Below are 11,790 nucleotides of genomic sequence, written 5' to 3'. Positions count from 1 at the left end.
TTCTCGACATTTCGCGCACTTTATCACCCTCCAAAATGATGTTCTGCAACCTTACCAAATTGGCGTGGTAATGTGACCCGAAATCTGCATGAACGATGTTAGAAGTTTTAGCTTTCGATTGAGGTGAACTGGTTGATACAACTATATCTCTTTGCTGTATGGCGTATGAGGCAATCTGGTGATCGCCGCTAGCCATTGCTATTTTCTCCCAACTATGAGTTACCTTTACGGTATATTCACGACTTCGCACGCTTCGCGCCATACTCCGCCGACCCGATCGCTTGGCATCATAGCGCGATTGAGCTGCCGCACTCGTCCCCTCATGTTCCGTTCGTCCCTCGCGATTAACCGGCCGCACCTGATTGCGCGTGTAGGCTGGAGCATTTGCAAACTCGCGCCTGTCCGTCATTTCCATGGCGATACCGTGCTCGCGCGCCTTTTCAGCCATAAGCTCGCGCCACTGGCGAAAAACCTGTGGCGAGGTTTCTACCCGATCACCGGCATCCGAACGCATAGCGATAATGGCATGGGCATGGATATGCGGTCGCTTTCCGCCCTGCCCCATCTCCTTCGGGTCGCTGAATGGATCATGCATCGCAAATATGTAGCGGTGTCCTTCAAACTGCGCGGCCAAAAAATCCCGAACAGCGCTTTCGAAAGCTTGGACATTAGTACCAGCCTTAGCAGACATAATGACGTGCATCACATCCCTGCCCTTTCGGCTGTGCAACTCCCGACGCCACTGCTTTTGCACCAGGTCGCCGGCGGAACGCGCATCCGGAACGATGCGCCCCTTATCGTCACGAACGTCGCCCTTATGCTCCTCGACCAGATTTCTCAGCTTGGCGGCGCCATACTCAACGCCATTTCCATACCCGGTAAAACGGAAACGCGCCCTCGCCTGCTCGGACGCTGCGCTTTCGTTGTAACGCCTCTGAATAATGTTCGCCGCCTTCGGATCGCCGGTCAACCGCTCCCCTTCCATGCTGCGCAACACCACCACACCATCAACGTCTAAGACGCCATGTGATGGCTGCGAAACAGCATAAGCGAAGCTGCGATTACCGAATGCGCTCGCCAGGCTATCGCGTACGAGCTGGTGCAATGCTTCTTCTGTTGCGAAACCGGTAGCTTCGATCGTCACCCGGAAAGTTCCAATATCCCTGCTCTCGGCCCGATTTTGAAACAATGGCTCCCATTCTCCGCGTAACCGGGCCAGTTCCTCACGTCCCTCCAGCCGCTCACCGTTTTCCTTTTCGACGCTAATTTCACCATTGCGGGCAACATAATTCACCATTGCGCCAAGACGCGCACCGCCGCCATACGACGCCATTTTCACGACAGCCGGCTGACTTCCGGCTGCAACCGCGGCCAAACGTGTCTCCATCGGCCTCGTCGCGGCAATCGGCCTATTTGCGGCGCTTTGGACGAACGCCTGCGCTCTTGAGGATAGCTTACGCATTTTCGGGACTGAAGCACCACCTGCAGCGGCAGCTCCGCCAGCGATCTGTAATTCGCGCAACCTCCGCCGCATTTCTTCCTCGGCGCGGCTTGCAGCACTCGAACCCAGCGAAAGCTCATGCAGCAACGCCGCACGGCGCTGCTCCCATTCGCTCTCAAAAGCTCCGAGAAAAAACTCCATCGACCGCTATTCCTTGCTGCGATGCTTGTATCCTGACCGCTTGGCAACACGTCGCAACTCGCTAAGGACACCTACCTGCATCTTCTGCACGTCACCGACCACCATTCGGATTTCGCTATCTGACACCGACTTTCCACTATTCAGCGCTCTCGCTACCTGATTGAGATTGACGCCGATCATACGCATATCCTCAAGCATGAGAGACAAAAGCGCCCTGTCGTCAGCATTGAAGATCGGCTTCACCCCGCCCCCCTGCAGAAACACGGCCTTGAAAAATGCGCTCATCGTCATGTCGGCCGCCTTTGCAGCTGCGTCGATTGCGTCATATTCGTCCGCCGAAACGCGGCTGTGAATGGTTTGCGGTTTGGCTTTTACTGCCGCCACATGATCGGAAACTCCCTCATCCATAAGCTTCAATAGCCCCCAATCCAACGTAGCAATCATCAATCGCGGACATGTTTCGCGATTGCTAAGCAAAAATGTAGCACATTTTTCCGTATCCTGCCTAACCAATTACAACGCGACTAATCAATATTCGTCTAACTTGGCCTCGCTCCGCTCACCCCTTACGCCGAGGCTACGCCCCGGCGTTGCAAAGGAAACACGCTCACCAAGGTTCACCTCCAGACCGCTTTATCGCCTTTGTGCACCCCTCGTACTCGCCAGCAAGGGGCGCTACGCTCTTCGCCCTTGCCGGACTGCGTGCGTGCGGTACAGACGGTTCTTGCGCGGCTCCGGGGTTCACAATCGATTGGGAGAAACATGTTCCCAAACTCTAGTCATTGAGTGATGTGATTATTTGATGTGAACACATGGTGTGTCACATGCTATATTGAGGGTTGTCACATCGTGTGAAATTACCTTATCTTGACATATATTCTTGCGCCGTATGGGCAGCATTTGCCGACGCTTCGGGCAATAAATCGACACAAAGAAAACCAGCATTATCTAGGTACAGGAGGGCCAGCGTGACACTTCGAATAGCTTCGGTAAGCGGCAAAGGTGGAGCGGGGAAGACGACCGCAGTCATTTTGACTGCCGGTGAACTCGCACTCAAAAATCGACGAGTATTGCTAATTGATGCCGATCCACGACAGAACTTAGCCGAGTGGTGGAAGCGGTGCGTGGCAAAGGACAATGTACCGGCGTCGATTTCACTGGCGACGGCACTTCGTCAGAACAATATAGAGAAGTTAATGGCGTCACAGGAGGCCAACTATGACGCCATTTTGATCGACGCGCCGGGCGTCGATAGTGTTGTGATGGATACGATAATCGACCATTCAGATATCGTCATCACGCCCATTCAGCCCGCCCAGGATGAGATTAAAGCAGTTGGTGAAGCAGCAGAGGCAATTGCGACACGAACGGACCTTCTTGACCGTAATATCCCTCAAGCAGTTCTGCGAACGCGCATCACTATCGTCAATCGGCATCTCGAAGAATACCGGATCATTCGCCCTTTCGTCCAAAATTTGAGCGAACACGGATACAATTCCGTACTTCTCGATACGGAATTGATCGAACGAAATTGCTATCGAGAAATCCGCAGCGGTCTTGGCACACTACAAATGCTCGAACCGAGTGAACCGGTTCTCAAGGCCAGAGCGGAGGTGAATGCATTCGTCGAGGAGTTGGAGCAACTTAAAAAGGAACACCGCGGGGAGACTATCAATGGCTAAGGGAAAAATCTCTCTTTCTGATTTCCCTGTCGCGGAACGTCGAAAACGGTCTGACGATCTGGATAAGGCCACTGCTTCTTCCCCGCCGATTTTTCGTGCGCACGACGAAGGTGCGACAAGAGTTGGAAATGAATCGGCGCCCGCGACAGCAAGTCAGAAAAAGCAGGATAAATCTCTCGAGACAACGCCGGAACAACACCGCGCAAGTGCAATTGAAAATGCGAACCGTCGAGAAGACTCCCGTAACCGACTGCGCGAGCTTCGCAAATCCCGTGAACGCGAAAGCAAACATTTCGTCAATGTTTCGCTTGATTATGAAACCAAACGTCGTCTTGAGAACGCTGCTCATGACAATGGCCTCAAAATGACGGTCATTCTTCGTGATGCCATTGATCAATATCTTAAAGATAATGGATACTGACCGTGTTCGGCCGTAGTTTTCTCGTCGGGATAGCGCTCGGAATTGCCATTGGAATCTATATTGCTCCATCGCTACACACCAAACCAGATATTCACAATGACGAACCGACGATCGCACGTGTGGCAAAGCAAAGCTACGATGCCATCTGGCCTGATGACGAAACAGCCAAGACAGAGCTATTTCGATTATCGAACTGGAATTACGCCGGATACGGCCATTCTTCCAAAGTGTCAGTGCTACGTTGTATTCTAATCAAAGAGCAGACCGCTGCATGCGAATTGTCTGCATCGCTAAGCTGGCTGAACGAGACCAAAGTTATCGAAGCAGTCTTCGAGGGCGCGGCCAATGATTGGCGCCTTGTTGCGGTGAAATCCAGATAACCGAAGTGACAACGTCGGCATTGGAAGTCCCAAACAACATAACGCCGAAATCGCTCTCCTGCTTCATTTCAATATAAACGCGCGTTGAAACAAGCGAACACCACCTCTGGAGTGCTGCTATTTTCAGAAAATGTGATAATGATCGCTGTTGTGGCACGGCAGGCAAAAGGGGTTTCAGCGTGAATCGTGAGGCATTGGATTTCGCTAATGAACATTCTTTGGAAAAAACCAATGATCCCGAGATCGATAAGCCTGTCTTTAGGCGTCCGGGCTTCAACGGAATAAGTACGTTTGAAGAAATCGATCACCGGCTTGCGAAATACCTGCGTGAAGCACGCGATAAGGCAGGCCTGAAACAAGCCGATTTTGCTCCGCTCATGGGACTTTCTACGCCGGTTTATGGTCGCTATGAACGCGCGTTTTCAAAGCTGCATGTCACTCGCATGGTGCATATCTGCGAAGTGCTGAACATTATGCCCATCGAAATGCTTTACGAGGCAGCACCTCATTTGTGGGGCAAAAGTGAGGAGGAAGCCAAGGATCGCGTCGAACTTGCGAAACTGGTGGCTGATCTCCCGCACAGCACTACGCGTGACTTGCTTTCGTTGGTTAAAAAAATGGCTGACCTACAAAGCCAAGTCGACGCCAAACCGCAAAGCACGGATCCAGTTAAATAGTCGAAGCTGGCAATGCCAATTGCGAATAGCCGCCAATTGCTCGAATTGCGCGATCTAAGAACCAATCACCGATTGGAAGATCGGGTTGGCTATTGTGCTTCCCTACTTAATATGGTACTAAATTTCATACCTAATTTGATATGGACTTGTTATGCAACGTGTGGAAGCAAATATAGCGGTTAGCGTTTCAGACCTAAAAAAAAGTCCGTCCGCAGTAATGGACGAGGCTAACGGCGAGGCTGTGGCCGTTCTTAATCATAATCGAATTATGGCTTATATGGTTCCCGCTAGCGTCTATGAAGCCATGCTCGAACAGCTGGATGATATTCGCCTTACTGAGATAATCCGGAAACGAGCCGACGAAAAAGGAATTTCGGTCGATATCGATGCCTTATAAGCTTGAATTCTTGCCATCAGCTCTCAAAGAATGGAATAAACTCGGCGCGACAATCCAGCAGCAATTGAAGAAGAAACTACGCGAACGATTGGAAACGCCGCGCGTCGTGAGTGCTTCACTTCATGGTATGCCCGATCATTATAAGATCAAGCTTCGCCAATTGGGCTATCGGCTGGTTTATTCCGTCAACGACGACACTGTGACGGTGTTGGTTGTGGCCGTTGGAAAACGTGAGCGTGGCGATGTTTATAATACCGCTCGCTCCAGAACACAGTAATATCTCATAATCTTGTCATTTCTGTCAGATCCGATGCGGCAGAAAAGACCTGTTTGACATCGAGGTCGCTTACGCGACCTCCGATCTGTGTATCGATGTGAGCCCATGCAGATAATCGGCAACCGCCTGAGCTTTGGCTGCAGCGGTGATAATGACGCGTTTATCAGCCTCCAGGACGGCCAGCCAATTATCGATGTAGGCGGCTGTGTTTTCGTGAGGATCATGGGACACACCTAAGTCAGCGCAGAGAAATGCTGCAGACAGTTCTGCGACGAGCTCTTCGACCGCGTAAGCGTTGGTGCCAAAACGGCCAGACAGATCGCGATCAAGGCGATCTTTTGCGCCTGACCAATGACTGATTTCGTGCAGAAGTGACGAATACAGGTGGACGTCGCTTAAAAAGCGCTCGCGGTCGGGCATGAGAATGTCGTCAGGTCCAGGACGATAGCAAGCCTTCGTGCCGCCGTAGTGAATGACAGCACCCGTCTGGCGGACAAAGTTATCGACGGTTTTATTGTGCGGCACGGGCGTGGTCGGCATTGGTTCGGCTGGGCTGTAATACTCGATAGGCAGGTTCTCGATCTGCTCTACGTTGAATACCGTGTAGCCCTTGAGATAAGGGATCGAACGGTCGTCATCGGCGTCCTGATCCTTGGGCGTAAAGGTGCCATACTTGACGACGAGCGATCCACGTTCGCCCTTCCGGACTTGACCGCCGAGATCCTTCGCCTGACGATAGGTCATCCAGCTGGTCTCCTCGTAGCCGTTCATCTGTGATGCAATCCAGAGCATGAGAACATTGATGCCGCGATAGGCTTCGCCGCTGGATCGGCGGGGGATGATGGAGGTCGGGCGGGTATTTCCGCGCCAAGGCTGCACCCAGGGTTTGGTGCCCGCTTCCAGCTGCTCGATGATGAGGTCTGTGATGCGCTGATAGGTGTCGCTGACGTTGTTCATGGCCGTCTCCATTCGTTGGTTGACGGCAAGAAACGGAGATAGCCGGGACGAGCCCATGCACCCTTTGGGCCGCAACAGGAGTGGAGGACCGCGAAGCGGTTGCATGGGGAAGGGGCTATCGCAGCTTGTCCGTCAATCAGCCAACGAGTGGGGCGGCCTAAATGTCACTCACCGAAGCTAACAGACTGGCTCTCGGCGCGGAGGATTGCACCTCTTATCGTTCGCGGTCGTCGGAATTCCGCGCGGGCTGCTTTTGCGCCGACAGCTCCGCAAACCGGGACGGGTCCGCGGCTATTTTCTGCTCTGGTGACACTCGCTCGACGGCGCGACCATCTGCATTTCTGACCTGATCCGGGCGCGACAGGCGGGAGAAGGTCGGCGCGATCGACGGCGACAATCCCGTGGTCGGTAACAAGGCTGGCTACACGTATATCGTGCCCGAGAACCTGACCTGAAATCTGTTCGCCCGGCCTGGCGGTGCGCACGTTGTGCTCGAAAGCATTCTCACCGCGCATTTCCAAATCGACGAACGCAGCTCTTATGGCTTCCTGCCGGTTTGGATCGATCGCGTCTTCAAAGATATGTTTCATCGCCGGACTGGAGGGCTCGTTCGTCGTCGCGATCGATGCGTCGATAATACGCGGCTTAGTAATGACCGTGAAGTCAACCTCATGACCATATTCGCGACCGATGGATGCTAGCAGTGCCTCCTGGGCCCGTCCGTTGCCTTCTCGAAACGGGTGCACGTAATTCAACTCCGCCAACACTTTACCGGCGATTTCGGCGAACCGTTCGACCGACGATCCGCGCAATATCTCGGGATTCCGGATCGGTCTAAAGGCTTCTTCCAAGCCCATCTCGATACGTGAACCGTGCAGGAACGAGGTTCCGCCTTTCGACAGATTACCAATCGGCTCCACTCTCTGGCCGTCAACGACCGGGCTTTCATCGCGGGTATGACCGGCCCATTCATAAATGTCTTGGAAAATATGACCATGAATGGCCTTCAGATGTTGCGCGTCGAAAGCGCCTTTCGGGCCGTCTCCTTCGGCAATTTCAGCCATCCGGAATGCTGTCGCGCGATATTCTTCGACGCGCAGTTCCTTGTGCGACCGGATTCCGAGTTTGTTGCGCAGCACGTCCTGCGATCAGGATCGCCCGATGTGTTCGGATATGTATAGGAACCGTTGGATTCCGTTTCAGCCATGGCGAAGACCAATGAAAAGCCGCCTGCCCAAGGCAGGCGGCGCCAAACTAAAAAGGTTGAGGTTGAACTATTGCGGTTTGCGAACAACACGCTCTCTGTATTCGTCGCGCGTGATATCGCCGGCGACATAGGCCGCTGTTGCCGCTTCCAACAGTGGATCGTGGACATAGCCCTGTCGCATATTTGCGGCGCGCGCCTGATCCGTAGCCTTTTTGCGCCTGGCAACAGCTTCCGGAGATCGATCCGGACGGGGGGCATGAACGTTCATCTTCAAAACTCCTGTTGCAGTTAACGCTAGCACAAAAGGCGACCAAAATCCAGAAAACAAAGGGATTTTCGCGACTTTCGGTGCGTTGCGCCCGGCACTTGGCCGGGCGCTATTGGACTATCAACTGCGCGGATCCCATTCGAGAACGGCCTGAAGGCTTGGGTCGTCCTGTCCGCCGAAGCGACCGAGGTTGGCGTTGTAATTCAAGCGGCGGATCGAGAGATTGCGCTTAAAGCCTTCGCCGTCGGCCTTAGCCTTTCTCCAGATCCCGCCAACTTCGATATTGAAGCCACGTGGGGATTTGGCGAAAACGCGGTGCGTCGGAGCGTCCGGGTTTTCCGAGTTAAAAGGCATGACCTCAATGTCAATGTCGTCGGTCAGGGTCGAGATGCGGCCTTTGCCGGAAGCGGTGTCGAGGTCTTCGCTATCAAACTGGATGAAGTTGGTGATTTCGTTGGCCATGGTATTCACTCCTCTATGTGGTTGCGATGATCGTTCACTGGCACGGCGGTAAGCGGTGTTGCACCCTTGGGCCGGAGCGCAGCGGAGGAAGCCGAGGGCCGAAAAATTTGTCGCGCGAGGAGCCGCAGGCGGGGAAATTTTTCAGGCTTCCGGCTTTGCGGCAACCGCGTCGACGTGCGAACGAGCGTCAAAAGCAACCGAATTAGAGGTGTGCTCTATACGCCAATATGGCAATTAGCCTCGTCGGCACAGACCGTTGATACAATACCGATATTGCAACGCATGATAGCCAGATAAAGCGCATTTTCAACGGGTATCGTGTACTCATGGCAAATATGGACAACCGGAACAGTTCTCTGCACCGATCATTCGATAATGCCAATTTGGTTATACAGAGGCGGGCTTTCTACGTCCGCCGCCCAAATTCCTAGCAACCGTTCGCGGGCTTCATTTTCGGCATACCCGTAATCAGCAATGTCTATGGCGTGGTTTCGCGGCAAGTAGCGCAACATCGCTTCGGCCTGCCCCGCGCGCAACATTGCGAGGCCGATATCCTTGTCTTCGAGAAGGCGCTGACCGACGGGACGGTTATAACGATCGACGTCAACGGTCCGGCAGGACACATGCTTCCCGTCGATTATTTTGCGGAGGTAGCTGCGCGCAACCAGGCCGCATGGCGACGTCTTGCCGTTCAAAAAGGCGCTCTGCTCCTTTTCGCAAGCGTCGATTGCGGCAATCCGGACACGCTGTTGTCGCATGCTGATCGTATCGCCATCGATGACGCGGGCCGTTCCGGCCACGGAACCTGGTCATTGGTCCGCGACAGCAAGGCCGACAGTCAGCAGCAGGGCCACCGCGGCGGCGAAAGGTCAATGTATTCCCTCCATTCCATGTCGGGCAGCAAGCCCGAAAACCGAGCGGGCAAGATGCAGTTCGCCGGCGGCAGCGCGCTCTGTCATGGCGCGCAAATAGCCGCCCGGCGACTTCACTTGCCTCTCGTCGAACTTCTGCAGCGTGACCGCGATGGCAATCGCGGCTTCCTGTTCACCCATCTGATCAACCGCGCGGCGGCGTGCGTCTTCGGAAATGCTGGCCAACCGGCAAATTTGCGGGGCTAGCCTGATCAATTCAGCCCAGGTGCGAGGGCTTGACATTCCGTAGGTGGTCAGCGCCGGTATTGCCCGTAACAGATCTTGCAGGGCCACTAACGCTTGTGGGGGGTGGTGCGGTTGATTGAGTTGGCTGGAATTGCGCCCCAAGCTTTTCTCGAAAGCCCTCTTACCGGCGAAGCCGGTTTTTGGAAAATTGAGTTGTTCAGCGTTAGCCGAACGCATTTCACCTCTACTATTTTCAAGGGAATAAGGGTTTGTAATCTGTTTGTGCATGTCGTTTTCGGCACATGGGCATGTCGAATTTTCGTTTCTATCGTAAGTCTGGTTACGGCGAGGCATCTGCATCGCCCGCTCGATGATCCATTCAATCAAGGCAGTTGCGCGACGCAGAACAGCACTTGATGCCCTGCTCGCGATGCCTACCGCATCGAGAACACGTGCAAAACGCTTCTCGATCAACGCGTGCAATCGCGCAGGCAGGTCCTCGACAGACACGAGCGCGTAACGCAGATTGCGAACGGCGCCGCGATAGCGACGCAGGTTCGCATTGAGTGCTTTCTTTTCCGCCTTTGCTTGCCGTATCATTTCATCAAGCTCCGCGAAGCGAGCAATGAGAACGCGCAGATCGATACCGCAAGCGTCGGCAATACTGTCGTCCCCATCACGCACCGGATAGCGTTTATAGTTGTCGCTATCCTGCATGGTAATAACACCGGCATCAAACAGCCGGGATAACACACGGCTGACACGTCCCTCGGATCGCCCAATCTCGAACGCAAGCGCAGCGTTGGATTTGAACACGATCGGTCGGCCACCTTTGTCATAGCTCTCTGCTGGAGCAGTACTGATCAGTACAACAAGCAAATGTGCCTCTGTGCCGTTGATGAGGCCAAGGCAAGGGAGTGACTGCGCAAGTCCGATCAGTTGGCCGCGTGTCACCGTTCCAATTTTCGCAGTCTGAGCCAGCCGCCGAAACTCGGTTCGTTGTGATGTCTGTTTGCGGCCGACCCGCCGCACAGGCTGTAGGGCTTCCACCATACTCCTCGTCTCCTCTTAGGGACTAGGCAAAGCTTTCCCGTTCGCCGAAAAGCGTTTTGTATTGACTTTGGAAGTTGGGAGTGCGAGTTTAATTCTACGAAATATTTGAAATTTGCACCCCGCTTCCGGATTTTTTCGGGAGCGGTTTTTCTTTTTTACCCGGTCACATTCTCCTCAAGTTTGGTATTCAACAGCAATTAATGTTACCGATTTGGTTCACTCCGACAACCCATAAAAAGACGTATTTGCTGAACAGTACGCCCGGAAAGCTATTATTTGTAGATATCTGGGCAAAAATCTTCCTTATAAGTCATCCAATCGGTATTCACATATTACCTTTCCGGTAACATCTATCGAAATTACCAGTTCTATTAACCGAAGCCATCTCGCCTCTCTTAATGGGCCTCCGGCAACCCTACAGCGCGATATGAGAGCGCGGGTGCCTCCGGCCGGCGGCGTTCGCTACGCTCCCACCGCAAACTGCGCTCAAGAATCGTTTGAAGGTCCAAGGCAGATTAACCCGAGATCAGGATTCTGCTGAAGGGTCTTCGATGTTTACAGGTAAGCGACGGATTGGAATCTGGATTCAAGGCGATTATATTTTCGACGTTCAAAGCGGATGGAGACGTGACCAGATTGCGATGGACGGCCCCGGTGTCTTTGGGAAGAGCTCCGGGGTTTTAGTTCCTTCCGCCGACTCCGCGTGTTGCGCGATGCAACGATTAAGCGATAGCTCAAATAGTGTGACCGGAGCACTGTTTCCCAAAGTCGGATATTGTTTGGATAGAGCGACAATTTGTAAAATCGATTTTCAGTGCTAGTTTACAAGCCGACGGCCCGTTCATTCTAACGGGAGATTAATAAGATGATATCGCATTCAATGGATAGGCCCTTAGCCGCAGTGACTGTTTGCGCTCGTATCGCATTCTTAATGATACGAGTTTCGTCATGAAAAAGAGCGATCAGCAGGTTTATGGCGAGATCTGCCATGCAGTACACCTTGACTGGACATTGAAGGAGCCGTTTACCGCAAAAGACATAAGACGATTTTGTCCGAATTGGCCATATACACGTCATTTCAGCTTTCTGGCAGAAAACTGTACGGAGAAGCTCTGCGGAGAAGCCCCCCTCTTTGTTCGTGTCGGTCGTGGCCAATATCGCCTTCGGGTCCGGTAAATAAATGCATGCATCGATGAACCAAGCACGATGATCGCATCGAACTGCGATCTGTCAGCAATGTAACTGAAGTAAACGGCGTGCCCGTCATCCC

Annotated in this window: 13 protein-coding genes and 1 pseudogene; 6 read left to right on the top strand and 8 right to left on the bottom strand. The window is 53.3% G+C overall.

All coding sequences use genetic code 11. The annotated features are described in order from the left end of the window. Together FGI60_RS23250 and FGI60_RS23245 are read right to left on the bottom strand one after the other, a co-directional pair. Nucleotides 1–1,642 (bottom strand): relaxase/mobilization nuclease domain-containing protein (locus FGI60_RS23250; RefSeq protein ID WP_407921694.1); only part of this gene is annotated, 1,642 nt, incomplete at its 3' end. Between the two features lie 6 nt (nucleotides 1,643–1,648). Then, on the bottom strand, nucleotides 1,649–2,026 hold the full coding sequence (locus tag FGI60_RS23245; RefSeq protein ID WP_235889915.1) for a plasmid mobilization protein: 378 nt from the start codon (nucleotides 2,024–2,026) through the stop codon (nucleotides 1,649–1,651). Between the two features lie 584 nt (nucleotides 2,027–2,610). Here FGI60_RS23245 and FGI60_RS23240 point away from each other — a divergent pair. From FGI60_RS23240 to FGI60_RS23215, 6 genes are all read left to right on the top strand, one after another. Continuing rightward, nucleotides 2,611–3,324: a ParA family protein gene (locus FGI60_RS23240; RefSeq protein ID WP_138787173.1), complete on the top strand. Its 714-nt coding sequence runs from the start codon at nucleotides 2,611–2,613 to the stop codon at nucleotides 3,322–3,324. After that, on the top strand, nucleotides 3,317–3,745 hold the full coding sequence (locus tag FGI60_RS26580) for a hypothetical protein (RefSeq protein ID WP_235889914.1): 429 nt from the start codon (nucleotides 3,317–3,319) through the stop codon (nucleotides 3,743–3,745). Before FGI60_RS23240 ends, FGI60_RS26580 begins: the two co-directional genes overlap by 8 nt. 2 nt (nucleotides 3,746–3,747) lie before the next feature. After that, complete coding sequence (locus FGI60_RS23230) at nucleotides 3,748–4,125, top strand: hypothetical protein (protein ID WP_138787172.1); 378 nt, start codon at nucleotides 3,748–3,750, stop codon at nucleotides 4,123–4,125. Nucleotides 4,126–4,304: 179 nt separating this feature from the next. Next, nucleotides 4,305–4,802 carry a helix-turn-helix domain-containing protein gene (locus FGI60_RS23225; RefSeq protein WP_138787171.1) on the top strand — a complete coding sequence of 166 codons (498 nt, stop codon included), beginning with the start codon at nucleotides 4,305–4,307 and terminating at the stop codon, nucleotides 4,800–4,802. Nucleotides 4,803–4,953: 151 nt separating this feature from the next. Further along, nucleotides 4,954–5,199, top strand: coding sequence for a type II toxin-antitoxin system Phd/YefM family antitoxin (locus tag FGI60_RS23220; protein ID WP_128095071.1), 246 nt, complete (start codon nucleotides 4,954–4,956; stop codon nucleotides 5,197–5,199). Continuing rightward, entirely contained in the window at nucleotides 5,189–5,476 is a 288-nt protein-coding gene (locus tag FGI60_RS23215) for a type II toxin-antitoxin system RelE family toxin (protein WP_011982866.1), read from the top strand. Before FGI60_RS23220 ends, FGI60_RS23215 begins: the two co-directional genes overlap by 11 nt. Before the next feature lie 69 nt (nucleotides 5,477–5,545). On the opposite strand, the gene FGI60_RS23210 is transcribed toward FGI60_RS23215, so the two are convergent. The 6 genes and pseudogenes from FGI60_RS23210 to repC form a co-directional block, all read right to left on the bottom strand. Next, the gene (locus FGI60_RS23210; protein WP_138787170.1) at nucleotides 5,546–6,433 is read right to left on the bottom strand and encodes an ArdC family protein; all 888 of its coding nucleotides are present in this window, start codon (nucleotides 6,431–6,433) and stop codon (nucleotides 5,546–5,548) included. A gap of 214 nt (nucleotides 6,434–6,647) precedes the next feature. Then, nucleotides 6,648–7,640: pseudogene (locus tag FGI60_RS23205) on the bottom strand (Fic/DOC family protein). A gap of 67 nt (nucleotides 7,641–7,707) precedes the next feature. Next, on the bottom strand, nucleotides 7,708–7,908 hold the full coding sequence (locus tag FGI60_RS23200; protein ID WP_138787169.1) for an antitoxin VbhA family protein: 201 nt from the start codon (nucleotides 7,906–7,908) through the stop codon (nucleotides 7,708–7,710). Between the two features lie 120 nt (nucleotides 7,909–8,028). Next, nucleotides 8,029–8,370 (bottom strand): DUF736 family protein, encoded by a 342-nt coding sequence (locus tag FGI60_RS23195; RefSeq protein WP_138787168.1) that lies wholly within the window; start codon nucleotides 8,368–8,370, stop codon nucleotides 8,029–8,031. 365 nt (nucleotides 8,371–8,735) lie between these two features. Next, the gene (locus tag FGI60_RS23190) at nucleotides 8,736–9,170 is read right to left on the bottom strand and encodes a thermonuclease family protein (protein WP_235889912.1); all 435 of its coding nucleotides are present in this window, start codon (nucleotides 9,168–9,170) and stop codon (nucleotides 8,736–8,738) included. 69 nt (nucleotides 9,171–9,239) lie between these two features. After that, nucleotides 9,240–10,520, bottom strand: coding sequence for a plasmid replication protein RepC (repC, locus tag FGI60_RS23185; protein WP_138787167.1), 1,281 nt, complete (start codon nucleotides 10,518–10,520; stop codon nucleotides 9,240–9,242). Nucleotides 10,521–11,790 lie beyond the last annotated feature (1,270 nt).

Source organism: Brucella haematophila (genome assembly GCF_005938105.1).
GTDB lineage: Bacteria > Pseudomonadota > Alphaproteobacteria > Rhizobiales > Rhizobiaceae > Brucella > Brucella haematophila.
The sequence above is the reverse complement of the archived record's forward strand: the minus strand, read 5'-3'. Positions and strand labels throughout refer to the sequence as shown.